At 70.0% G+C, this 24,172-nt stretch carries 18 protein-coding genes; 10 read left to right on the top strand and 8 right to left on the bottom strand.

Annotated elements, in window-relative coordinates; all coding sequences use genetic code 11:
* Positions 1-8 precede the first annotated feature (8 nt).
* Positions 9-1,997: a sugar-binding domain-containing protein gene (locus ABGB08_RS04540; protein ID WP_347586572.1), complete on the top strand. Its 1,989-nt coding sequence runs from the start codon at positions 9-11 to the stop codon at positions 1,995-1,997.
* Positions 1,998-2,012: 15 nt separating this feature from the next.
* Here the strand turns inward: ABGB08_RS04540 and ABGB08_RS04535 are convergent, their stop codons facing one another.
* From ABGB08_RS04535 to ABGB08_RS04525, 3 genes are all read right to left on the bottom strand, one after another.
* On the bottom strand, positions 2,013-3,098 hold the full coding sequence (locus tag ABGB08_RS04535; RefSeq protein ID WP_347586570.1) for a serine hydrolase domain-containing protein: 1,086 nt from the start codon (positions 3,096-3,098) through the stop codon (positions 2,013-2,015).
* A 518-nt stretch (positions 3,099-3,616) separates the two neighbouring features.
* Positions 3,617-3,940 carry a DUF6247 family protein gene (locus tag ABGB08_RS04530; protein WP_347586568.1) on the bottom strand — a complete coding sequence of 108 codons (324 nt, stop codon included), beginning with the start codon at positions 3,938-3,940 and terminating at the stop codon, positions 3,617-3,619.
* Positions 3,941-4,163: 223 nt separating this feature from the next.
* Positions 4,164-7,355, bottom strand: a complete 3,192-nt coding sequence (locus tag ABGB08_RS04525) for a GH92 family glycosyl hydrolase (RefSeq protein WP_347586566.1) — start codon at positions 7,353-7,355, stop codon at positions 4,164-4,166.
* A gap of 286 nt (positions 7,356-7,641) precedes the next feature.
* Here ABGB08_RS04525 and ABGB08_RS04520 point away from each other — a divergent pair, with 286 nt between their 5' ends.
* Positions 7,642-9,018 carry a carboxyl transferase domain-containing protein gene (locus ABGB08_RS04520; RefSeq protein WP_347586844.1) on the top strand — a complete coding sequence of 459 codons (1,377 nt, stop codon included), beginning with the start codon at positions 7,642-7,644 and terminating at the stop codon, positions 9,016-9,018.
* Here ABGB08_RS04520 and ABGB08_RS04515 read toward each other — a convergent pair.
* The 3 genes from ABGB08_RS04515 to ABGB08_RS04505 are packed head-to-tail and all read right to left on the bottom strand — an operon-like array spanning position 9,015 to position 14,204.
* Positions 9,015-11,714: an AAA family ATPase gene (locus ABGB08_RS04515; protein ID WP_347586564.1), complete on the bottom strand. Its 2,700-nt coding sequence runs from the start codon at positions 11,712-11,714 to the stop codon at positions 9,015-9,017. The two genes, ABGB08_RS04520 and ABGB08_RS04515, sit on opposite strands and share 4 nt — an antisense overlap.
* A 7-nt stretch (positions 11,715-11,721) precedes the next feature.
* On the bottom strand, positions 11,722-13,461 hold the full coding sequence (locus ABGB08_RS04510; RefSeq protein ID WP_347586562.1) for a 2-isopropylmalate synthase: 1,740 nt from the start codon (positions 13,459-13,461) through the stop codon (positions 11,722-11,724).
* Entirely contained in the window at positions 13,458-14,204 is a 747-nt protein-coding gene (locus ABGB08_RS04505; protein WP_347586560.1) for an AfsR/SARP family transcriptional regulator, read from the bottom strand. Before ABGB08_RS04505 ends, ABGB08_RS04510 begins: the two co-directional genes overlap by 4 nt.
* A 211-nt stretch (positions 14,205-14,415) precedes the next feature.
* On the opposite strand from ABGB08_RS04505, the gene ABGB08_RS04500 reads away from it, so the two are divergent.
* The 3 genes from ABGB08_RS04500 (at position 14,416) to ABGB08_RS04490 (ending at position 17,174) form a co-directional block, all read left to right on the top strand.
* Positions 14,416-15,348 (top strand): UbiA family prenyltransferase, encoded by a 933-nt coding sequence (locus ABGB08_RS04500; protein WP_347586558.1) that lies wholly within the window; start codon positions 14,416-14,418, stop codon positions 15,346-15,348.
* Positions 15,349-15,421: 73 nt separating this feature from the next.
* On the top strand, positions 15,422-16,525 hold the full coding sequence (locus ABGB08_RS04495; RefSeq protein ID WP_347586556.1) for a histidine kinase: 1,104 nt from the start codon (positions 15,422-15,424) through the stop codon (positions 16,523-16,525).
* Entirely contained in the window at positions 16,506-17,174 is a 669-nt protein-coding gene (locus tag ABGB08_RS04490; RefSeq protein WP_347586554.1) for a response regulator transcription factor, read from the top strand. Before ABGB08_RS04495 ends, ABGB08_RS04490 begins: the two co-directional genes overlap by 20 nt.
* On the opposite strand, the gene ABGB08_RS04485 is transcribed toward ABGB08_RS04490, so the two are convergent.
* Positions 17,150-18,061 (bottom strand): aldo/keto reductase, encoded by a 912-nt coding sequence (locus ABGB08_RS04485; protein ID WP_347586552.1) that lies wholly within the window; start codon positions 18,059-18,061, stop codon positions 17,150-17,152. The genes ABGB08_RS04490 and ABGB08_RS04485 overlap by 25 nt on opposite strands.
* Before the next feature lie 316 nt (positions 18,062-18,377).
* Here ABGB08_RS04485 and ABGB08_RS04480 point away from each other — a divergent pair, with 316 nt between their 5' ends.
* Positions 18,378-19,844 carry a BTAD domain-containing putative transcriptional regulator gene (locus ABGB08_RS04480; RefSeq protein WP_347586549.1) on the top strand — a complete coding sequence of 489 codons (1,467 nt, stop codon included), beginning with the start codon at positions 18,378-18,380 and terminating at the stop codon, positions 19,842-19,844.
* On the opposite strand, the gene ABGB08_RS04475 is transcribed toward ABGB08_RS04480, so the two are convergent.
* Entirely contained in the window at positions 19,825-21,378 is a 1,554-nt protein-coding gene (locus ABGB08_RS04475; RefSeq protein WP_347586547.1) for an FAD-dependent monooxygenase, read from the bottom strand. The two genes, ABGB08_RS04480 and ABGB08_RS04475, sit on opposite strands and share 20 nt — an antisense overlap.
* A gap of 193 nt (positions 21,379-21,571) precedes the next feature.
* Here ABGB08_RS04475 and fabG point away from each other — a divergent pair, with 193 nt between their 5' ends.
* The 4 genes from fabG to ABGB08_RS04455 are packed head-to-tail and all read left to right on the top strand — an operon-like array spanning position 21,572 to position 24,159.
* Positions 21,572-22,300, top strand: coding sequence for a 3-oxoacyl-ACP reductase FabG (fabG, locus tag ABGB08_RS04470; protein ID WP_347586545.1), 729 nt, complete (start codon positions 21,572-21,574; stop codon positions 22,298-22,300).
* A gap of 30 nt (positions 22,301-22,330) precedes the next feature.
* Positions 22,331-22,621: a phosphopantetheine-binding protein gene (locus ABGB08_RS04465; RefSeq protein ID WP_155346508.1), complete on the top strand. Its 291-nt coding sequence runs from the start codon at positions 22,331-22,333 to the stop codon at positions 22,619-22,621.
* On the top strand, positions 22,618-23,091 hold the full coding sequence (fabZ, locus tag ABGB08_RS04460) for a 3-hydroxyacyl-ACP dehydratase FabZ (protein WP_347586542.1): 474 nt from the start codon (positions 22,618-22,620) through the stop codon (positions 23,089-23,091). The genes ABGB08_RS04465 and fabZ overlap by 4 nt, the downstream gene beginning before the upstream one ends.
* A gap of 3 nt (positions 23,092-23,094) precedes the next feature.
* Entirely contained in the window at positions 23,095-24,159 is a 1,065-nt protein-coding gene (locus tag ABGB08_RS04455) for a glycine cleavage T C-terminal barrel domain-containing protein (protein WP_347586540.1), read from the top strand.
* Positions 24,160-24,172: the final 13 nt, after the last annotated feature.

Here is a 24,172-nt window from a genome sequence, read left to right as displayed (position 1 = left end):
GGAGAACCATGACCCCCTACCCCCGCCCCCACTTCGACCGGTCGCACGCCTGGGCGAGCCTGAACGGCGAGTGGGACTTCCGCGCCGACACCGACGCGGCATGGGGCCGCATCACGGTGCCCTACGCGTGGGAGACGCCCGCGTCCGGGGTGGCGCGGCACTGGGTGCCCCTGGCCTGGTACCGGCGGACCGTCACCGTTCCCGCCGCCTTCACCGAGCGGGTGATCCTGCACTTCGGCGCCGTGCACCACGAGGCGACCGTGTGGGTGAACGGCGTCGAGGTGGTACGGCACGCCGGCGGGTACACGCCGTTCGAGGCCGACATCACCGACGCGCTCGTCCCCGGGGAGCAGGAGATCGTCGTCCGCGTGCACGCGCCGCTCGACAAGCGGGACATCGCGCACGGCAAGCAGCGCAGCGTGCCGCGTGACGACTTCGACGGGGTCTGCTTCACGCCGTCGTCGGGGATCTGGCAGAGCGTGTGGCTGGAGGGGCGGCCCGCCGCCCACATCTCGGCGTTGCGGCTGCGGCCGAACGAGACGCTCGACGGGATCGAGGTGGAGGTGCTCGCCTCGGACGGGACGCTGCGGCTGTCCTTGCGCGGGGGTGGTGCCGTTGAGGTGCCCGTGGTCGACGGGGTCGCGCGGGCGTCGTTGCCGGTGGCGGAGCCGCTGCTCTGGTCGCCGGAGAATCCGCAGCTGTACTACGTCGACGCCGAGCTGTCCTCGGGTGACCGGGTCACGGCGTACACCGGGTTGCGCAGGATCGAGGCGGTCGGCGAGGAGCTGTATCTGAACGGCCGGCGGTTCTTCGTGCGCGGCGTGCTCGACCAGGGGTACTGGCCGCTGACCGGGATCACCCCGCCCTCGGACGAGGCGCTGGTGGCCGACATCGAGGCCGCCGCGGCCGCTGGGTACAACCTGGTGCGCAAGCACCTGAAGCTCGAAGATCCGCGCTTCTACCACCTGTGCGACACGATGGGCATGCTGGTCTGGGCCGAGCCCGCCGCCACCGGCCGCTTCTCCGCCGAGTCCGTCGCCGCCTTCGAGGCGCAGATCGCGCCGATGGTGGAACTGCACGGCAATGCTCCGTCGATCGTCGTCTGGGGGTTGTACAACGAGGAGTGGGGGCTGGACTGGGACATCCCGGGCGACCCGCTGAAGGCTGAGGCGGCTGCCCGGTCGTACGACCTGCTCAAGGCGCGCGACGCCAGTCGGCCCGCTGTGGAGAACTCAGGCTGGGCCCACGTGAAGACCGACCTGCTCGACTGGCACTACTACGACGAGTCGCCATCGGCCTGGGCGCGGAACGTCGCCGACTTGATGAACGGCGACCGCGACGACTTCCCGGTGAAGCTGGGGCCGGACTTCGTGGTGCGCAAGGTGCTCGCCGTCGAGCCGCTGGCGGGCGTGCCGAACCTCAACAGCGAGTACGGCGGGGGCTTCACCAGCGTCGAACGCGCCTGGCACCTGCGCTGGCAGACGCAGGAACTGCGCCGGCACGACCGGCTGGCCGGCTACGTGTACACGGAGTTGTACGACATCGAGCACGAGTCGGCCGGGCTGCTCGACTTCGAGCGACGTGCGAAGGATCTGGCGGGGGTCTGCCCCGCCGAGGTGAACGCGGTGACCACCCTGGTCGTTGACGTGATTCCGGTGGCACCCGCTCGCGACCTGCTCACCGAGTCCCGAAATTTCACCATCCCTGTGCATGTCTCGCACCACGGTCCCGAGCCGGTCGACGGCGTCATCCACACGGCGTGGACCGGCCTGCTCGCCCCTACTCCCGTGGACGGCACCTGGGCCGAAGGGCCCGCCGCGAGCGCCAAACCGTTCGTGCTCGGCTCCGCCGTACCGGTTGAGGCCGAGCTGCCGGCGGGATGGCCAGCAGGCCGGCTCCACCTCGCCCTCGTCTCCGGCGGCACGGTCATCGCCCGTACGGCGCTGGACGTGAGCACCCACACGGGCCCGATCATCGGCGACGACCACCCCCTTTAGGAGCCGTCGTCTTGGTTAGGTCGTTGGGCAGAAGGAAGGGGTGAAGAGGGTGGTGAAGGTCTTCTGGAAGTCGTTCCAGTCGCCGTTCAGGTTGCTCACCAGCAGGTGGGTGCCCCGGCGGTTGCCCATCGCGTATGACGTTGAGCCCTGGATGTAGCCGCCACCGCCCCATAGTGTGACTCCGCAGGGGAGTTTCTGGGAGTAGATGCCGAGGCCGTACCTGGTGCCGGGGACCCAGCCGGAGCCGTCCGTCGGGACGGTCGTGAACATCTCCTTCTGCTGGGCGGGCGGGAGGAGGCGGCCGCGCAGCAGGGCGCTCAGGAACCGGTGCAGGTCCGAGGTCGTCGAGATCATGCCGCCGGCGGCCCAGGCCCAGCTCAAGTCCATCTCGGTCACGTCGTGGATCTCCGCGTCGGGGTCGGTCTCGCCCAGCTTGGAATAGTGGCGGGCGTGCGGGTCGCGGATCGTTTTGTCGGTGCCCGGGAGGTAGGTTCCCGTTAGGCGCAGCGGGCGGGTGCGGCGGTCGATCTCGTCCGCGAGGGTCGAGCCCGTCGCACGCTCGACGATCATTCCCGCGAGGTTGTAGTTGACCTTGGAGTAGATGAAGCGTTTCCCGGGCGCTTCGGGCCGCGGGGTCTCCTGGCCGAGGATGGCGTCGGGGAGTCCGCTGGTGTGGTTGAGCAACTGCCTAATGGTGATCTTGGTGCCGTCCGCGCCGAGATACTCCTCCACCACGCCAGGCAGCCACTTAGCCACCGTGTCGTCCAGGCTCAGCTTGCCTTCGGCCACCAGTTGCAGGACCACCGTGCCGGTGAACGCCTTGGTGAAGCTTCCAATATGGAAGTGCTCACCCGATTTGCGCTTGCGACCGGTCGTCATGTCGGCCACCCCTGCCGTGCCGAACCACGGTGTCGAGCGACCGTCTCTGATCTCGGCGACGATGCCGGGACCGCCGCTGTTGGCCACGGCCTGGTCGAGCGCGCGCTGGAGCTTGGCATGGCTTCGGTCGCGGTCGGCCGCGGAGGCGGGGGTCGTTAAGGCGGTCCCTGCCACAGCCAGGGCAACGACGAGCAGGCCCGTACGGGCGCGGAACATTGACATTTTGCCTCCTTGGGCATGAAGGGGTCAGGCATGGCTATACGGAATGGGCCATGCCGAAAAGAGCGCGCAAGATCGCCGAAGGCTACGGAAAGCGCGCTACTACGGCTGCCAGCGCGTCGGCGGGGTCCTGGGGGACGGGGGCGTCACTCGCGGGCATGTAAGCAACCTTAGTTGACTAATCTGGGATTAGTCAACATGAGTTGCTTAAAGGGTGGAACGCTTGCGGTCCTTGTTGTCCTGCGATTCGTACGCGAGTGGTTCGGCCTGAGCAGCGCATCGGCCTGTCCGCGCAGCCGAACGGCCGGAGCGTGTTCTCTCCGGGCTGCGCATCATCCGCGAGACGATCCTGGAGCTGGCAGGCGAAAGGTCCCGACTGGTCAGTGCGGCCAGGTGAAGCCGAGGCGGTCGGCGAACTCCCGAGAGTCGCCCACGATGTCGGCGTGGGTCTTGGGATCCACGCGGCGCGGCGCCGACACCCTTGGCTGAATCACTACAGGGTCAATGGTGAGCTTGAGCACCTAGGCATCGATCCCACGAGCAGCAAGGATTTCGCGCCACGGCCTTCCCTGAGGAACTGGTTCGCTGGCCAGAGCCTGTTGGGCTCGGGCATGCATCTGCCGGCGCCCTTCGGGGTCCTTCGTGGTGTCATAGGCGGAGATCCACCAGCGGTGCACGAAGGTGTGCAGGGCTTCAAGATCCAGGCTCACCCTGATCTCATCGAGCACGGCCTTCAGTCCGGCGTCGAAGGCCTCGCGATCTTCCGGGACAACTAGCGCAGCACGGATGGCTCGCAGGTTCCGCTCAGGACCCGCACCGACGGAGATGAAGTCCTGCGCGGTCATACATGCTCCCTTCCCTGTCCTAAAACTACAGGGAGAGGGGAGACATCCTTCATTCACTGGTGAGAAGTCGGACCTGTCGCGGAGTGAAGTGGGGCGGGCGACGGGAATCGGGCCCGCGCTGTGTCGTGTCACGGCCTTTGCCGGTCCGCCTGCGCTAGCGGAACGCTCAAGCAGCGATGAGCGGGTCACCCCGGTTCGGGGTGACCCGCTCATCGTCGGCTGTTTAGAGGAAGGCCCAGGTGAAGATGTGCAGGATGCCGTCGTCGGATGGGGAGAACTTGATGGTCTTCAGGGTCTTTGCCGGGTTCAGGGCGATCGGTTGGGCCGCGAAGACGTGTGCCGGAATGGGTTGCATGGCCCATGAGCCGCCGTACAGCCGGTAGGGGCTGGAGGCGATGATCTCGTTGCCGTACTGGGGCTGGCCGCCGCCGAAGTCGAGGAGCCAGTCGCTCATGCCGAGTTTGGTGGTGGTTGTGGTGCCGTCGGTGTAGGTGATTGTCGCGTCTACCTCGGGGTAGCCGCCGGTGCCGGAGCCGAGGAAGGCGATCTTGGTGGCGCCGGGGGGAGCTGTGACGTCCAGGGGTTTGGTGCCGGGCTGGATGTCGTCCCATTCGCCGGGGTTGCGGTTTGGCCAGGTGAAGGCGAAGCCGTTCCAGTTGATTGTCGCGCCGGGGGTGAGGCCGACCGCGGCGAGGGCCTGGGCGGAGTAGCTGAAGTTGGCGCCGTCCACGTTGGCGCTGCCGGGCTTGGTGTCGTCGCCGATGCTGGCGTTGTTGTGGTGCCAGGCGGGGGTGCCGGGCTTGGCGACGTTCACCCGGATGCCGGCGTTGAGCTGGCCGGATCCGATGATCGGGATGCTGACCATGCCGAGCGGGGTGTTCGCGGGCACGGTCACTGTGATCTTCTGTGAGGCCGCGCCGCCGCCCGAGGTGGGGTAGAGCGTGCCGCTGATCGGGGCGACCGAGATGCCGGGCGGCGGTTTCGCTTCCCAGCGCACCGACCCGCCGACGCTTCCGGTCGACCGCGCCGTGATCGTGGTCTCGAACGTCTTGCCCGGCTCGGCTGGGCCGCTGCCGGGGTTCAGGCCCAGCAGGAGCGGCTTCGCGCCCTCGTTGAACGCGGGCGGCGCGTCCGTGGGGGCCGAGCCGAATGCGGTGTTGGGGGTGGTCGAGGTGGTGAAGTCCAGCTTGCCGCCGCGCTGCGCGATCGTCTCCGGCACCCACGCCTTCGTCGTCGCCACGCCGTTGACCTTCAGCGTCCGCACGTACCGGTTGGCCGAACCCGGTGCGTTGATGATCAGGTCGCCGGCGGGGCGCTTGATCGTGATCGAGTCGAACAGCGGCGTGTTGACCAGCAGTTCGGCCCGGCCGGGGATCGCGGGGAACAGGCCGATCGCGGACCAGACGTACCAGGAACCCATGGCGCCGAGGTCGTCGTTTCCGACCAGACCGTCCGGAGCCGAGGTGAAGAGCTCCTTCTGGACTCGCCGTACCAGATCTTGGGTTTTGTACGGCTGGCCGGCCCATGCGTACAGCCACGGCGTGGCCGCCGACGGCTCGTTGCCGAGGTAGGCGTACGGCTGGTTCGGGCCCGCGTTGAGGACCTTGAAGAAGTTGTCCAGGCGGGAGATCGCCGCCGCGTTGCCGCCCATCGAGTCGAACAGGCCGCGCACGTTGTGCGGCACCAGCCAGTGGTATTGCGCGCCGTTGCCCTCGATGTAGGAGTTCATCGAGGCCGGGTCGAACGGCGACCGGAAGGCGCCGTCGGCCATCTTCGGCTGGATCCAGGTGTTCGCCGGGTTGTATGTGCTCTGCCACGCCTGCGAGCGCTTCATGAACTCGCTCGCCAGCGCGGTGTTGCCCAGGCGGGCGGCCAGCTGGGCGATGCCGAAGTCGGCGACGCCGTACTCCAGGGTGGTCGACGGGTCCATCGGGACGTAGCCCTTGGCCATGAAGTCGGCGTTGCCGGGGCGCTCGTCGTAGCCGAGCAGCGGGTGGCCGATGTCCTGCGGGCCGACCCGGCGGGCCGCCTTGGCCATCGCGTCCAGCGCCGCGGGGGCGTCGAAACCGCGCGCGCCGAAGGCGTACACGCTGGACAGGATCGAGTGGAACGGGTCGCCCACCATGACGCCGGTGATCGCGTTCTGGTGTGACCAGCGGTCCCAGACGTTCCCCACCGATTGCGCGTTGTCGTACATCGACTGGGCGATGTCACTCGCCACATCCGGTGCGAGCAGGGCGAGGAGTTGCACCTCGCTGCGGTAGATGTCCCAGCCGGAGAACGTCGCGTAGTGGTGCTTTCCGGGCGCCACCTTGTACGGCTGGCCATTCATGCCGGTGTAGGTGCCGTCCACGTCCTCGAACACGTACGGCTGGAGCAGCGCGTGGTAGAGGTTGCTGTAGAAGGTGCGCCGTTGCTCGGTGGTGCCGCCGCCGATCTTCACCTGTCCCAGCCGGGTGTTCCAGGTGGCCCGCGCTTTCGCGGCGACCTGGTCCACCCCGTCCTGGCCGATCTCGACGGCCAGGTTGTTCTTCGCGCCGGCCAGGCTCACGTAGGACAGACCCACCCGCATCTGAACCGGCCGGGCAGGATCGAACTCCAGGTACGCCCCCGAGCCGGGCCCGTTCACCGTGATGTCGCCCGCGGTGACCACCTCGGCGTTGGCGACCTTCGCCTCGGAGGCGTTCCGCACGGTCGCGGCCCCCGGCGTGACGGTGTCGTCCTTCCAGGTGCCGTAACCGAGGATCGGCTGGTCGAACGTGGCGTGGAAGTACACCTTGTACCGCATCGGCGGGCCGCAGAAGCCGCCCGTCTGCACCCAGCCGGTCACCGTGTTGCCGCTGATCCTGGTCTCGCCGTCGTCCACGCCGTTGACCGAGCCGCTGGTGTTCAGCAGGAGCGTGCCCGGCTTGCCGGCCGGGAAGGCGAACCGGCCCACGCCGCCGCGCGTGCTCGCCGACAGCTCGGTCTTGATGCCGGTGTCGAGAACCGAGTTGTAGAAACCAGGGGAGGCCTTCTCATTCTCATGCTTGAACGTCTGAATGTAATCGGCGCCGTGCGTCGCGGGCGACCGGCCGATCTTTCCGGAGATCGGGATCACGGGGAAATCCTGCGCGCCGGTGCAACCGGGCCCGGAGAGGTGCGTCATCGAGAAACCGCGCAGGCGGTTGTCCTCCCACGCGTAGCCGCCCCCGGCGTTCTCCATGGTGTCGGGGCTCCACTGCATCATTCCGAACGGCACGACCGCGCCGGGGAAGTTCATTCCCGCGCCGCCGCCGTGCCCGAAGTCCGCGGCGCCCGCTTTGGTGCCGAGGAAGGGGTTGACCAATGCGGCCACGTCGGTGACCGGGGTCGGCACGGGATCGTGCACCGCGCCTGCCGGCAATGCCATGGCCGCCAGGAGGGTGGCGACCATCGGTGCTGACCATATGGACAAGGGATTCCTCCATCGTTGCGATCATCGTGATCACGACGAGAAAACGGGAATGTGAGATGGCGGTCAATCAGGAGAAGTGCCGGTCACAAGTTGCCATTGCCGTGTTTTCGCGGGTCACCGGCCTGCCGGTCCTGCCCGTACGGGCTGGAAATAGGGATAGGGGAAAATAGGGGTTGGCCGCGGCGGGCGCGGCTTGGCACATTCGGCGATATCGCCGAGCTGTTGGGATTCGCGAATGACTGCCATGCCGATCGTCGAAATCGAGATGGACTACCGGGCTCCTTCGGTCCGGCTGGGCCGGTTGCTTGACCCCGACTCGCCGGTGCCCCTGCACGCGGATGACGACAGTGGCGTTCAGGCCGTATGCGGGCGGGTGGACGGCTCGCCCGTCGTCGCGTACTGCACCGACGCGACCCGGATGGGCGGCGCGCTCGGGGCGGCCGGCGCGGAGCACATCGTGGCGGCCATCGGCGCGGCCGAACGCCTCGGCTGCCCGGTGATCGGCCTGTGGCACTCCGGCGGCGCGCGCCTGGCCGACGGCGTCGAGTCGATGCACGGCGTGGGTCGCATGTTCGCCGCGATGACCAGGGTTTCCGGTGTGATCCCGCAGATCTCGGTCGTGCTCGGCCCCGCCGCGGGAGCCGCCGCGTACGGACCCGCCCTCACCGACATCGTGATCATGGCCGAGGACGCGCGGATCTTCATCACCGGCCCGGAGATCGTCCGCAGCGTCACCGGCGAGCGCATCGACATGGCCGGGCTCGGCGGCCCGGAGGCGCACGGCCCCAAATCCGGTGTCGCTCACGTGGTCGTCGGCGGCGAGGACGAGGCGTACGAGCGGGCCCGCCGCCTCACCGGCATCTTCACCCGGCCCGGCGGCTTCGACCTCGGCGCGCTGTCCGAACGCCGCGACCTGGCCGCGTTCCTGCCCGACTCGCCGCGCCGCGCGTACGACGTCCGCCCGCTCGTGCACGCGATCGTCGACGACGGATTCCAGGAGCTCCAGCCCCGCTGGGCCGCCAACATCCTGGTCGGCCTCGGCCGCCTGGGCGGGCGCTCCGTGGGCGTGCTGGCCAACAACCCGATCCGCAAGGGCGGCTGCCTGGACACCCTCTCCGCCGAAAAAGCCTCCCGTTTTGTGCGGATGTGCGACTCGCTGGGCGTGCCTTTGGTGGTGCTCGTCGACGTACCCGGCTATCTGCCCGGCATCGCCCAGGAATGGGATGGCGTCGTCCGGCGCGGCGCGAAACTCTTGCACGCCTTCGCCGAATCGGTCGTTCCCCGGGTCACCCTGATCACCCGCAAGTCGTACGGCGGCGCGTACATCGCGATGAACTCCCGCTCCCTCGGCGCCACCGCGGTCTTCGCCTGGCCGGACGCCGAAGTCGCGGTCATGGGCGCCGAATCCGCCGTCGGCATCCTGCACCGCAAGGCCCTCGCCGCCGCCCCCGACGACGAGCGCGCCGCCCTGAAGGCGCACCTCACCGAGGAGCACCTCCGCGTCTCCGGCGGCGTCCAGCGCGCCCTCGCGCTCGGCGTCGTCGACGAGGTCATCTCCCCCGACTCCACTCGATTCCGCCTGGCCGAGGCCCTCGAGCAGGCCCCCTACGCACGAGGACGCCACACCAACATTCCGCTCTAAGTTCGCGCGTCGTCCGCGAGGGTCTCCGGCAACTCCGTTCGGCGGGACACCTTCAGCTTGCGGAAGACGCGGGTCATATGCTGCTCGACCGTGCTGACCGTGATGAATAGCCGCGCGGAGATCTCCCGGTTCGTATACCCCTCGGCGGCAAGCTCCGCGACCCGGCGTTCGGCGTCGCTGAGCAGCACCGGAACTCCGGCAGGATCATCCCGATCCATCCGGGGCAGCGCCCGGCGCAGCGAATCGGCGTGGCACTCCTTGGCCAGGGCGCGAGCGCGCTGCCCGAGCATCCCGGCCCGGCGATATTCGCCAGTGGCGTGATAGGCCTCGGTGAGGTCGAACAGCAACCGGGCGTACTCGTACCGATCGCCCCCCGCCTGGAGCAGATCGGCCGCCTGCCGCAGGAGCATCGGCCGGTGGCGAACCTCGCTGACGGCGGCCAGCAAACGTAACGCCGAACCCCGCACCCGCTGCGACTGGCGCCCGCACCGGGAGAGCTGCTCGTTCACCAGCCGCCGGGCCTCATCGTCGTTCCGCAACGCGATCAGCGCTTCGGCGGCGTCCAGACGCCACGCGATGAAGCTGGGAACGTCCAACTTCCACCGCGTCATCAGCTCGCCGCACAGCAAGAAGTCCCGCAGGGCTTGGTCGGGCTGGCCGGCCATCAGGTTGAAGCGGCCCTTGCCCCGCAGGTACTGCAAGCCGTACCGGGTGTCCAGCATCGCGTCGGGAACGGGCTGGTTGAACTCGGGCAGGCAGTCGTCCAGGCGGCCCATCGCGGCGCCGGCCAGCAGCAGGGTGCCCAGCGGTCCGCCCACGGCCACCCCCCAGCTCCCGGCCGGGATGATCGCCAAGGCGTGCCGCGCGTCCGCGGCCGCCGCGGCCAGGTCGCCACCCCGGAGGCCGATCTCGGCGCGGATGGCGGCCAGGCGGGCCTGGCGGCTGGGGGCGCGTCGGGTCTCGGCCTCGGCGATGAAGGCGTCGCACCAGGGGGCGGCGCGACCGGGGCGGTCGGTGTAGGTGAGGGCCAGCAGCGCCGTCTCGACCGTGTCCATGGTCATCTCATCCAGGCGGCAGCCGCGCAGGATGTGCTCGGCGGTGGCCAGGGTCTCCTCGCGCGGGCCGTGGGTGAGCACGTCGGCGAGCGCCCCGGCCGACTGGATCCGGCGGCCGACGCCAAAGGAGGACACGACGGCGCCGACCTCCGGCAGGTGGGGCAGGAACGACGGGTAGATGGCGCGGAACCACGGGCGGGCGGCGGCGAGTTCGGCCGCGGTCTCCTGGTCGGGTTCGCCGAGCTCGCGCAGGCGGCCCAGGACGTCCATGGCGTCCTGGGTGTGGCCGTGCCAGAGCAGCGCCTTGGCCAGGACGACGGTGTCGCCGCCGCCGAGGTGGCCCTTGTGCAGGGCGTCGGTCAGTCCGGCCAGGTGGCCGACGGGGGTGCTGGGGTTGATCCGCCACTCGGCCCGGACCAGTGTGGTGGCGATCCTGGCCCGGCGGCGCTCGTCGTCGCAGGTGCGCCAGGCCAGTTTGAGGTACTCGATCGCGGATTCCACGCCGTTGTCGCGCAACTCGAGCCTGGCCGCCTCCTCCAGGGCCGACAGCGCCCACGGGTCGCCCGCGTGGCTGGCGTGCAGGAGGTGGCCGGCCACGACATCGGCCGTCGCGCCGTCGCGGTGCGCCAGTTCGGCGGCGCGGCGGTGCAGGTGGATGCGATCGGCGGCGTCCAGTTCCGCCAGCACGGCCGAGCGCGCCGCCTCGTGCCGGAACCGGCCGTCGACCAGCAGCCCGGCCCCGGCCAGCGCCTGCAGCGACTTGGCGACGGCGGCTTCGCTCTCGCCGCGGCCGAGCAGGCGGCCGATCGAGCCGGGCTCGCCCAGCACCGCCAGGCCGTGGGCCGTTTCCTGGACGTACGGTCCGAGCCTGCGCACGCACGCGAGAACCGCTTCGCCGTAGCGGTCGCCGGGGGCGCCGGTGGTCTGGAGGTCCTCCAGCAGGGCGTCGACGAGCAGCCGGTTGCCGCCGCTCAGCGCGTGCACGACCGCGCCGAACCGGCGGGCGGCGTCCTCGCCGAGCCGCGCGTCGACGCCGTCGCGGGACAGGTGCGTGAGCCGTACCGGCCGGCAGTGCGGCTGCCTGAGTATCTCGGTGTGGAAGAGGGTGCGCAGGTGGGGGCTGTGCTCCGCGGCGCTGAGCACGAGCATGACGTTGGCGAACTTGACCCGCCTGGCCAGGTAGGCCAGGCACAGCTGGGAAGCCCGGTCGGCGTGGTGCACGTCATCGACCGCGATCACCAGCGGGCAGCGTTCCGCCAGTTCCAGCAGGACCGTGCAGAGGGCGTCCACGATCTGCAGGTCCACGTGCTCGATCGACTCGGTGGCAGGGTCCCTGGGCAGCTGCGAGCGGGCGCCCTCGTGCAGCAGGCGGAGCGTGGTGACCCGCTGCTGGTCCAGCAGCGGCGCCTGGTGCAGGAGCTGGGACAGCACACCCAGCGGCAGCCCGCTCTCGGCCGGTGAACCGGTGGCCGTCAGGGGCAGCGCGCCCAGGTCGAAGGCGCGCTCGGCGAGCGCGTACAGCAGTTCGCTCTTGCCGGTCGCCACCGCGCCGGTGACCATCGCGATCCTGCCCTTGCCCGCGACCGCCTCGGTCAGCAGCGCCCGCAGGGTCGCCATACCCTCACGTCTGTCGTCCACCATGTGCTCCCTAGTGCCCAGCGGCGGCGAGCCGGTGGGCGGCGGGTTCGCCGCCGTCCAGATGACCGTCGCGGGCGAGCCGGTCGGCCGCCGCGCGGACGGCGGAGAAGGCCGCCGCCGCGATGTCCCTGTCGATGCCCGCGCCCCAGGCGACGGCTCCGCCGCTGCGGCACTCGGCGTAGATCACGGTCTCGTCGCCGGACCGGACCGTCTGGTTCGGGGTGAGATCCGCGTGATCCAGCGGCCGCCCGGTCCGGTGCACGACGCCGACCTGGATGCCCCACGGGCTCAGCACCGAGCCGAGGGTGCGGAACGCGTCGGCCTGGTCGCCGCTGACGTCGAACCCGCCGTCCACGTGCAGGGCCGTCGCGAGCGGTTCGCGGCCCACCTGGAGCGGATCGGACGGATCGCCGTGGTAGAGGTACTCCTCGGCGAACAGGGCGCCGATCCGGCTCGGGCTCAGCTCGCCGCCGCCCGCGTCGGCCTGCCGCTGCACCCGGGCGGACAGGTCGGCCTGCAGGCCGCGCGGCAGGTTCAGGCCGTGCCAGGCGCTCATGATGTACGCCACGCCGCCCTTGCCGGACTGCCCGTTCACCCGGACCACCGCCTCGTACGTGCGGCCCACGTTCTTGGGATCCACCGGCAGGTACGGCACCTGCCACGGCAGCGCGTCCGGGCGCACCCCGGTCTCGGCGGCCTGCCGTTCGAGCGCGTCGAACCCCTTCTTGATGGCGTCCTGGTGCGACCCGGAGAACGCGGTGTAGACGAGATCGCCGCCGTAGGGGTGACGCGGGTGGACCGGCAGCCCGGTGCACCGCTCGACCGTGCGCCGGACCGCGTTGATGTCGGAAAAGTCGATGCCGGGGTCGACGCCGTGGCTGTACAGGTTCATCGCGAGCGTGACCAGGCAGACGTTGCCGGCGCGCTCGCCGTTGCCGAACAGGCAGCCTTCGATCCGCTCGGCGCCGGCCAGCAGGGCCAGTTCGGCGGCGGCGACCCCGGTGCCCCGGTCGTTGTGCGGGTGCACCGACAGGCAGACGTGCTCGCGCCTGGACAGGTTGCGGTGCAGCCACTCGATCTGGTCGGCGAAGACGTTCGGGAGCGACCGCTCGACCGTCGTCGGGAAGTTGAGGATGATGCCGCGCCCGCGCTCGGGCTGCCAGACGTCCATGACGGCCTCGCACACCTCGAGGGCGAAGTCGGCTTCGGTCTCGTTGAACAGCTCGGGGGAGTACTGGAAGGCCAGGTCGCAGTCGCGCAGCACCCGCTCGGCGTGCTCCAGCATCGTCCGGGTGCCCTGGACGGCGAGGTCCCGCACGCCCGCCCGGCCCAGGTTGAACACGGTGCGGCGGAACAGGGGAGAGGTCGCGTTGTAGATGTGCACGAGCGCGCGGCTCGCGCCGCGCACGGACTCGACGGTGCGCCGGATCTGGTCTTCGCGGGCCTGGGTGAGCACGGTGATCCGGACGTCGTCCGGGATCCGGTCGCCTTCGATCAGCATCCGGACGAAGTCGTGGTCGCTCTGGCTGGCCACCGGGAAACCGACCTCGATCTCCTTGTAGCCGATCCCGACCAGGAGGTCGAACATCAGGAGTTTCCGCTCGGGTGTCATCGGATCGGCGAGCGACTGGTTGCCGTCCCTGAGGTCGGTGGAGAGCCAGCGCGGCGCCGCGGTGATGCGGTTTCCCGGCCAGGTGCGGTCGGTCAGAGCTAGGGGGGTGAATCCGGAATAACGCTCGACACCCTTCATCGTCGGATTTCCTTTCCTGGATGGCTCCTGACGTGCGGATCGGGGATGGCGAATGACGGCCCGACGCCGAGTTCGGCGTGCAGGAGCGCGCGCAGCCCTTCGTAGGCGTGCCGCGCGTCGGTGCGCCGGCCGGTGTGGCTGAGCGCGGTGATGAGCTGGGCGTGGAAGTTCTCGTTGAGTGGATGGGCGGCGACCAGCATGCGCAGCTCCTCGATGACCTCGCCGTGCAGGCCCAGGCTGATCCTGGCGTCCATGTGCATCTCCTGCGCGCGCAGCCGCCGCTCGTGCAGGGCCGTCGCGTACGGCGCGAGCACCGGCCCGAGCCGCACATCGGCCAGCGCCGGCCCGGTCCACATGGCCAGCGCGTCGCGGAGGACCAGCTCGGCGGCCCGATGGTCGCCCGCCTGCTGGTGCTCGGCGGCCCGGTCGACCAGGCGGGGAAAGACCAGGGCGTCGACCCGGTGCGGATCGACCCGCAGCGCGTAGCCGGGCGCCTGGGTGGCGACGATGCCGCCGGCCAGCACCTGGCGCAGATGGTAGATATGCGTCTGCAGCGTCTTTATCTCGGCCTTCTTGGCGACCTCGCCCCACAATTCCGTGACGAAGACGTCGACGCTGACGACTTTTCCCGCATTGAGCGCCAGCAGCGCCAGCACCTGCCGGAGCTTGGGGCCACCGGGGGTGCGAGAATGGCCGTCGCCGTCCAGCACCTCGGTCGGGCCCAGCAGCTTGAAATCCGGCATCTGATTCCCTAAGGTCTTGTTGAAAGTTGTACGACCCTTATTCCGCTGGCCCCAAGCTAATAAGGGTCACCCCCACCCGACAAGACCGGGAATCAGCAGTTCAGGGAAAGTAGCCCGGAGTGGTAAGGGGGGGTATCCAAAGTTGTATTCCGGCCTACAACTCTCGGATTATCCCCTTAACGGATGACCGTCCCGGCGTAACAATCCGGTCATGGCAAGTACATGGGCATCGGGCCGGGCGTCCGGCACCTCCGCCCTCATGAGCGCGGCGCGAGTGCTGCGATTCTGCGTGGTCGAGGCCCGGCCGGCCGTGCTGGCCGTGTCCATGCTGAGGTTCCTGGCGGGGGCGATGCTGGCGCTGCCGGTCGCCGTCGCCCCGGTACCGGCGGAGGTGCTGCAGGGCGGCGCCGCCTGGGTGTTGTCGATCTTCGCGATCTACGTCGGGAACGGGGTCTCGGACGTCACCGAGGACCAGGTGAACGGGTCCCGCCGGCCGATCGCCCGCGGCGACCTGGACCCGCGCGTGGCGGCCTGGGTCGCCGCGGCCGCCGCGGTCGTGTCGCTGGTGGCCACCGCCGGGCTGCCCGGCGCGATGACCTGGGTGATCGCGGCCAATCTGGTCCTCGGGTACCTGTACTCGGGCGCGCCGTTCCACCTGAAGAGCCGATCCGGCGGCACCATCGTGGTGCTCTGCGGGTCGGGGCTGCTGGCCTACTGGGGCGGGTTCACCGTGGTCATCGGCGGCACGGGCGAGTCCACGCCGATCCCGCTCATCATGTTCGCGGTGGCCGCGACCTGCTGGATGACGCTCGTCGGCGTGCCGGCCAAGGACCTGTCCGACATCGCGGGGGACGCCGCCGCCGGCCGGCGCACCATAGCCGTGACCTGCGGCGCGAGGGTGACCAGCAATGTCATGTCGGCCGCCGCGCTGATCCTGGCGGCGTCATTCTGCGTGGTCAGCCTGGCCCTCGGGGTGCCGCTCGCCTGGGCCGCGCTGGCCATGCTCGTCGGCGCGGTGGCGGTCACCCTGGCCGGCCGCGCGGCGGATGCCGGCGCCGATCGGAGCCGCCGGCGCAGACCTTACCGAGCGTTCATGGCCACACAACATATCGTTCACATTACCGTCCTGTTCTCCAATATCTGACACGATATGTTGCTTTGCAGACGTAAGTGAGAGATAGTAAGGGTCTCACGCGTCCCAAAGCGGAGGGGCTTCCTTGGGTGCTGAATTCGCGGCCGGGAGCGATCCAGCGAGATTCGTAGATGCGTGCCGGGCCGAAATCCTTGCGGAATTCGAGTCGGAGCTGCAAGCCACCGGTAACGCGCTCTCCGCGGATCCGAGCGCCATCCGCCAGGCTCTTATGACCGCCCAGTACGTCCTCGACGACGTGGCCGCGACGCTACGCACCGGAAAAGTGCAGGTCAACGACCTTTATAAATTTCACGCCTGGGAAGTCGGCATCAGTAGGGCCGCTTCCGGAGTTCATCCGAGGGCCTCTCTTGAGGCGGGCTCACTTTTCTTCAAGTCCGCGCTGACGCATCTGGCGCGGCGAATAGCGGCCGATTCCGATCGCCCTTCCGACACGTTCGCGCTGGTCGCCACCGGCATGGAGGAGAGCCTGTCGCGCCGGGTCAGGGAGGCCTCCGAGAGCTACACGGGGTTCCTGCTCAACCAGGTCCAGGAGGTGCAGGAGGAGGAGCGGCGCCGGATCGCGCGCGAGCTGCACGACCGCATCGGCCATGGCATCAGCGTCGCCCACCAGCAGCTCGCACTGTCGGAGCTGCACCGCGGCACCGACCCGGCCCGGGCGGCCATCAAGATCGGGGTCGCCCAGCAGGCGATCAGGGAGGCGATGGAGAACCTCCGCCAGATCACCTCGGAGCTGCACCCGCAGGTGCCGGTCAAGAGCCTGGAGAAGGCGCTGCTCGGCTTCCTCGAAGCGGTCGAGGAGGACACGGTCTCGGTCGGCCTGGACGTGAACGGCGACGAGTCGTGGGCCGAGCCGCGCGTCCTGGACGAGTCCTTCCTGATCATCCGCGAGGCGACCAGGAACGCGCTGACCCACGGCACGCCGACGGTGATCCTGATGCGGGTGGACATCGCCCCGCATGTGCTCCAGGCGTTCGTGCAGGACAACGGCCGGGGCTTCGAGCCGTCCCGGCCCAGGGTCCGCAACGGCGGGGTCGGGCTGACCTCGATGCGGGAAAGGGCCGAGCTGCTCGGCGGCCGGCTGGCGATCACCAGCGAACCGGGCAACGGTTGCCTGGTCGAGCTGTTCATCCCGCTCAAGAGGCAGTCACGTGAGCCCGAGCAGCTCTGACGGCAAGATCTCGGTCGCGCTCGTGGACGACCACGCCCTGTTCCGGGAGGGCCTGCGCGAGATCCTCGAATCCACCGCCGACCTGGTCATCGTCGGCGAGGCGGGCAACTCGGCAGACGCCGTACAACTGGTCGAGGACACCCGCCCGAACGTGGTGCTGCTGGACGTCGAGATCCCCGGCGACGAGGTGACCGAGACCGTCACCCGCATCCGGGCGCTGTCGCCGTGCACGCAGATCATCATTCTGAGCATGTACGACGGCCCGCAGCTGCTCACCCGCCTGCTGGCGGCCGGGATCAGCGGCTACCTGCTCAAGAGCATCCACCGGCACGAGCTGATCGCGGCCGTCCGGAGCGTGTACGAGGACCCGGGCCGGGTCGTGCTCGCCGTGTCCCGGACCAGCCTGGCTCAGGTGGAAGGCCCGCAGGCGGGGGTGCTGACCGACAAGGAGAAGGAGATCCTGCAGCTGGCGGCGCAGGCGCTGAGCAACCTGCAGATCGCCCGCCGGCTCGGGCTCGCCGAGGCGACCGTGAAGCGGCACATGCGGAACATCTTCGTGAAACTCAACGCGGTCTCCCGGATCGACGCGGTCAACAAGGCGCTGGCCGCATCGCTGATCCCGGCTCAGAGCAGGAGGGAGTCGGACTGACCCGCCGCCCCAGGCGGGAAGATCAGGCCGAGCTTGTCCCGGATGTCAGGGGCGAGGGTGACTTCGGAGGCGGCGAGGTTCATCTCCAGGTGCACCTGGTCGCGGGTGCTCGGCACCGGGACGACGTGCTCGCCCTGGGACAGCAGCCAGCCGATCGCGAGCCGGCCCGCGCCCAGGTCCAGCCGGGCGGCGACATCCTCGACCTCGCGCAGCGGGCCCAGCTCGCGGCGCAGGCTGGCGGGCTGGAAGCGGGGGTCGCGGTGCCGCCAGTCGCCGGGCGTCAGCTGGTCGGCGGAGCGGATGCGGCCGGTGAGGAACCCCCGGCCGACCGGGCGCGCGGCCACCACGCTGATGCCCAGCTGCCGGACCTCGGCCAGCAGGTCGGGCTCGGCGCGCAGCCCCCACAGCGAGTACTCCACCGCGAGCGCGGCGACCGGATGCACGGCATGGGCCTCGCGGAGCTGCCGCAGCGAGCCGTTGGACAGGCCGACATGGCGGATCTTTCCGGCTTTGACCAGGTCGGCCAGCTGGGACATGCCCTCCTCGATCGGGGCGTCCTGCTGCGGGCGCAGGTAGTAGAGGTCGATGGCGTCGACGCCGAGCCGTTTCAGCGACGCCTCGCACGCCTGCGCGGTGCCGCTGCCCCGGGTGGCGATGACGATCTCCTCGCGGCGGCTCGCGACCGCCCGGCCGATCAGGCGCTCGACCTGGCCGTCGTCGTACTGGTCGGCGGTGTCGACGAAGCTGACGCCCGCGTCCAGCGCGCGGCCGATCAGGTCGAACGCGTCGCCGGGGTCCACCGGCCCGTACGCCCCGGACAGCGCGAGCGTGCCGAGCCCGATACTGGAGATCATCGGGCCGTCCCGCCCGAGCCTCGTGTAACGCAATTGGCCCCCTTAGCGCGCCGGTTGATTCCATTGATAGCCTGCGCCGGTCAAAGCCCGGTCAAAAGCGTACAAGCGGCGGTCCGAACGCCGCTGGTTCCCGGAGAAATAGGGGAACCCTTATCGGGCGCCGGCCGCAGGGGGCTGTCAGGGGGCGCCTAGGGGTGCCGGGATAGCAGGCCTATTCATTAGGTTCGGAAGTAGCGGATCCCCCTCCAGCAATCTGCGGGAGAGATTCTTAAATGGCGCAAAAATATCGCTTCATGTTACCTCCGCATGACGGCAGTGTAATACCTTCCCTACTAGCAATTTCCCTACCATGTGGAAATTTCTCGATACCTGTGCGGGCCCGATGATGGACGAGGGCCTCAGATTCCGCCTGCTCGGCCCCATGCAGGTGCTCAGGGACGGCGCCGAGCTGCAGATCTGCGCCAGCCGCGAACTGGCGATCCTGGCCAGCCTGGTGCTCAACGCGGGCCGCGTGGTCAGCGTCGACCGCCTGATCGAGACGGTCTGGGCGGGGTCCGCCCCGCGCAGCGCGCGCCGCCAGATCGCCATCTGCGTGTCCCGGCTCCGCCGCATCCTGGGCGCCGGCGCGATCGAGACGTCCAGCCCCGGCTACCTGATCCGCCCGGCCCCCGACAGCGTCGACTGGCTGCAGTTCCGGGCCCTGGTGGCCCGCTCCCGCAGCGAGGTCGCGGGCAAGAACCGGGAAGAGGCGGTCCGGCTGCTGCGGGAGGCGCTCGCGCTGTGGCGCGGGAACCCGTTCGAGGACATCCGGGGCCTGCGCTACGACGTGGCCCGGATGGAGGAGTCCCGGCTGGAGGCCGCCGAGGCCTGCCTGGAGCTGGAGATCGAGCTCGGCCAGCACCACCAGGTGATTCCAGAACTGCTGGCGCTGGTCGCCGAGCACCCGTTCCGGGAGCGGGTCCGGGCCCTGCTCATGCTGGCCCACTACCGGGCCGGCCGCCGCGCCGACGCGCTGCGCACCTACCAGGAGACCCGCCGCTACCTGCGCGACCAGATCGGCCTGGAGCCCGGCCCCGCGCTGCGCCACCTGCACGAGCAGATCCTGCGCGACGAGTCCAGCCTGATGCGGCAGCCCGTGCCCCGGGCCGGGATGGTCGTGCCGTCCCAGCTCCCGCCGCGGGTCGTGCCGTTCGTCGGGCGGGGTGAGGAGATGGCCGCGCTGGACGCGGTGCTGCGGCCCGACCCCGAGGTGGCGCTGCCCGGCACGACCGTGCTGAGCGGCCCGGTCGGCGTCGGCAAGACCGCGCTGGCGTTGCAGTGGGCGCACGATCGGGCCGACTGGTTCCCCGACGGCCACCTCTTCGCCGACCTGGACGAGGCCGAGCCCCCCGTCGTGCTGGACCGGTTCCTGCGCGCGCTCGGCGTGCCCCGCTCCGACCTCCCCGCCGACCGCGCCGAGAAGGTCGCGCTGTTCCGCAGCTGGACGGCCCGCCGCCGGCTGGTCGTGGTGCTGGACCGGGCCAGGGACGGCGCCCAGGTGCTGCCGCTGCTGCCCGGCGGCGCGAACTGCCGGGTGCTCGTGACCAGCACCAATCCGCTGGACGAGCTGGTCGCCCGGCAGGGCGCGCACCGCGAGTTCGTCCGCCCGCTCGGCACCGAGGCCGCCAGGGAGCTGGCCGATCTGCTGGTCGGCAAGGTCGAGGCGCAGGCCGTGACCGACCTGCTGGCGCACTCCTTCGGCAACCCGCTGCGGCTGCGGATGGGCGCGGCCCGGATGCGCTCCCGGGGCAGGCACGTCACGACCTGGCCAGGATGACGCTCAGCGCCTTCTCCAGCTCGGCGAAATCCGCGTTCTGGGTGCGCCACCCGACATGGCCGTCGGGGCGCACCAGAACCGCGCCGGCGGCGCCGACCCCGTACTCCTCGGCCCACTCGGTCGAATCGATCTCCACGACCGCCACCTCCGCCGCGGCCCGCGCCCACCCGCTCCCTGGCGCGGTGAGCAGCGTGAACGACGGGCCGAGCAGGTCGAGCGTGGACACCCCCGGCGACACCCAGACATGCGGCGCGCGGTGCCCCGGCCGCGCGGTCGCCACATACGTCCGGTACGGATCCGCCGGCGCGGGCTCCGGCGTGCCATCCGGCACGACGGCGGCCGACTCGTAGTGGAATCCCAGCACCAGACCCTCCGACCCGCGCCGCCCCGCCTGCTGCTCGATCGCCTCGTGCATGGACAGCAGCCCGGCCATCATCCGGAACGTGATCATGGCGTTGACCAGGCTCTCGTCCACGGTACGGGCCGCGACAGGGCGGCGTTCCACCGCATAGGTGGCCAGCAGTTCCGGGCCAGCCGTGCCGCGCAGGACGGCGGCCAGCTTCCAGGCCAGATTGTGCGCGTCCTGGATGCCGCAGTTCATGCCGAACCCGCCCTGCGGGGTGGCCACGTGCGCGGCGTCCCCGACCAGGTAGACCGGGTCCCTGGCGAACTCGGCGGCCACCACGGCCTGCTGGAGCCAGGGCATCACGCCGACGATGTGGACCGGATGATCGGGGATGCCGATCGCCGAGCGCACCGCGGCCAGGCAGTACTCCTCGGTGAAGTCGTCGGCGCTGCCGCCCTTGGCGGGGTCGTACCCGGTCTGCATGATCCAGCGGCGGCGGTTGTCGACCGCCTCGATCGCGCCACCCGGGGTGCTGCGGACGAAGGAGAGGGCGGCCCGGCGGCCGGGGGGCAGGAAGTCGAAGTCGGCGTCGAACATGATGCTGACCATGTGGCCGAGCGGGGGCGGGCCCTCGACGGCGATGCCGAGCCGCTCGCGGATGCCGCTGCGGCTGCCGTCGGCGGCGATCAGGTAGCGGGCGCTGACCCTGGTGGCGGCACCGCCGGATTCCACCACCGCCTCGACTCCGTCCCGGTCGACGCACAGGTCCGTCATGGTGGTGCCGAAGCGCACGTCACCGGCCGACTCGGCGAGCCTGCGCATGATCACTTCGAGGATGTCCTGCGAGCAGAGATAGGTGTAGGTCGGGCTCTGCGCCGCGTCCTCGGCGATGGCCGCTGCCTTGCGGAGGTAGTCGTCGGCGCTCAGCGAGGTGCCGACGCCGACCGCCAGCACGTCCTCGCGCGGCATGCCGGCCCGCTCCACCTCCTCCTGGAGGCCCCAGGCGCGCAGGATCTCCATGGTCCGGGTGGAGACCAGCCGCGCCTTCGGGAAAAGGGAGGTGCCCGGGTGCCTTTCGACGAGCAGCGACGATATTCCGTACCGGGACAGCTCGATGGACGCGGCCAGCCCGACCGGGCCGCCGCCGACGATCAAAACTTCAACTTTTTCGCTGCGCAGCTCGTCCATTGCGCCAGAGTCATATATCCGCTAATGCGCGTCAATCCTGGGATAACTCGGTGATACAGGCGTGATATCGCGCCTTAGTAGCTTGATTCGTGAAGATACGGACTATTTGCAGTGTGATTGTCCCGCGAATCTGGAGACGATGATGCTCTCTCCTGAAGGTCTCTCTCCTGAAGGTCTCTTTGCCGAAGGCTCCGTGGCCCTGGTTACGGGCGGTTCCCGCGGCATCGGCCGGGCCGTCGCGCTCGACCTCGCCGCCGAGGGCGCGCACGTCATCGTCAACTACGCCCGCTCCGAGGCGGACGCCAAGGAGGTCGTCGCCCTCATCGAGGAGCGCGGCGGCACCGGGACGGCCGTACAGGCGGATGTGACCGATGAGGACGCGGTGCGGCAGATGTTCCGCGACATCCGCACCACCCGCGGCCGGCTGGACGTCCTGGTGACCAGTGCCGGCATCACCCTGGACCGCTACCTCGTCGCGATGAACCTGGAGCAGTTCCGCAAGCCGATGGACATCAATATGACCGGCACGTTCCTGAGCTGCCGGGAAGGCCTGCGGCTCATGCAGCACCAGCGCAGCGGCGCGATCGTGACGCTGTCCTCGACCAGCGGCCTGGACGGCGGCTTCCCCGGCCAGACCAACTACGTGGCGTCCAAGGGCGCGATCATCGCGTTCACCCGGGCGCTGTCCAACGAGGCCGCCCCGCACGGGGTGCGCGCCAACGTCGTCGCGCCCGGTTTCGTCGCCACCGACATGACCCGCAGGGTGCCCGCCGAGATCAGGAAGCAGTACGAGTCCCGCATCCGGCTGGGCCGGATGGGGCGGCCCGAGGAGATCGCCTCGATCGTCAGCTTCCTCGCCTCGGACAAGGCGTCCTACATCTCCGGCGCTGTCGTGGTCGCCCACGGCGGCGGCCTCGGCTGAAGACCCCGGTACCCCCAACCTGGAGGACAGATGACCATCGACGAGCTGCGCGCCAAGGCCGCCGAGCGCCAGCAGACGTGCACCCAGATCAAGAAGATGATCGTGTCCCGCCTCGACCTGGAGATCGAGCCCGACTGGATCACCGACGACCAGCCGCTCTTCGGGCGCGGCCTCGAACTCGACAGCCTGGACGTGCTGGAGCTGTACGTCGCGATCGAGGCCGAGTTCGGGGTGGCCCTGTACGACAGCGAGATGGCCGTCTTCGGGTCCGTCTCCCGCCTCGCCGACGAGGTCAATCCGCAGCTCAAGGCAACCGCATGACGATCACAGAGGTGGCCCCCATCACGGGGCTGACCAACGATCAGATCCGCGACGTGCTGCCGCATCGCTGGCCGATGCTGCTGCTGGACCGGGTCGGCAGGGTCGAGCCGGGCACGAAGGGCACGGCCACCAAGAACGTCACCGGGACCGAGCTGTGGTTCCAGGGGCACTTCCCGACCGAGGCGGTGCTGCCCGGCGTGGTGATCATCGAGGCGCTGGCGCAGCTCGCCGGGCTGGTCTTCGCCCTGTCCGGGGCCAGCCGGATCAGCTACCTGGCCGGGGTCAGGTCGATGCGGTTCCGCCGCCCCGTCGTGCCCGGCGACCAGCTCGCCCTGACCGCCGAGCGGACCGGGGGCGGCGCGGGCTTCGCCGAATTCCGGGTCTCGGCCCGGGTCGACGGCCAGGTCGCGGCCGAAGGAATCCTCACGATCGTTGATCCGGCGGGCAACACCGCCGTACGAAAGGTGTGAGCAATGACTACCGTCCTCGCGCATGTGCATCCGGGGGACACCGTTTACGGCCAGGTCGGTGACGCCTCCGTCCCGCTCCGCTTCGGCGACCTGCCGGATGAGTACCAGGTGCTCAGGGACCGGGCCGCGCTGCTCGACCTGAGCGGGCACCGGCTGATCGAGATCAGCGGCCCCGCCGCCGTGGACTTCGCGCAGCGGCTGCTGGCCCGCGACGTCGAGTACCTCACCTCCGAGCGCTGCATGATGAGCCTGGTGCTGGACGACAGCGGGCAGGTCGTCGACCAGGTCCTGGCGTTCGGCCGGGAGAACGGACTGCTGCTGGAGAGCTCGGTCGGGGCCGGTGACCGGCTGATCGAGCACCTGCGGGCCAACAACGACGAGGGTGTGGAGATCACCGACCGGTCCGGCGACCTGACCGTGCTCGGGCTCGAAGGCCCGTACGCGTGGGGCGTGGTCGGCCGGCTGATCGACGGCGAGCTGGCCTCGCTGCCGTTCGAGGCGGTAGCGGACACCGTCTGGAACGACATCGAGATCATCTTCGCCAGGACCGGGTTCACCGGCGAGTACGGCTACCAGATGATCGTGCCGATCGAGTCCGCCGCCGACCTGTGGCAGGCCTCCCTGGAGCACGTCACCGCCGCCGGGCAGGAGGCGCTGGAGCTGGCCATGCTGGAGGTGCGCCAGCCGATCCCCAGGCTGGAGACCGCCGGCGGCGCGAACGTGATCGAGATCGGCGCCAACTGGCTGGTCGACGTCACCAAGGACGATTTCGTCGGCAAGGAGGCCGTGCTCGCCGCGTTCGAGTCCGGACAGGGACGCAGGACCGTCGGCTTCTCCGGCGGCGGCACCGTGCCCGAGCCGGGCGCGCGCGTCCTGGCCGGCGGCGAGGACGTCGGCGAGGTGGTGCTCGCGGTCCGCAGCGTCGGCCTCGGCGCGACCCTCGGCCTGGCCAGGGTGGCCGCCGAGCTGGCCGCCGCCGGTCTGGAGTTCACCGTCGAGGGCACCGGTGTGACCACGCTGACCAGCCCCTACATCGTGCCCAAGAGCTGGAGCATCCCGATCATCTGATCGGTTCCGCCAG

The organism is Acrocarpospora sp. B8E8, from assembly GCF_039871605.1.
GTDB classification, from domain to species: domain Bacteria; phylum Actinomycetota; class Actinomycetes; order Streptosporangiales; family Streptosporangiaceae; genus Acrocarpospora; species Acrocarpospora macrocephala.
Note: the sequence above shows the minus strand (reverse complement) of the source record. Positions and strands in the feature narration are given on the sequence as shown.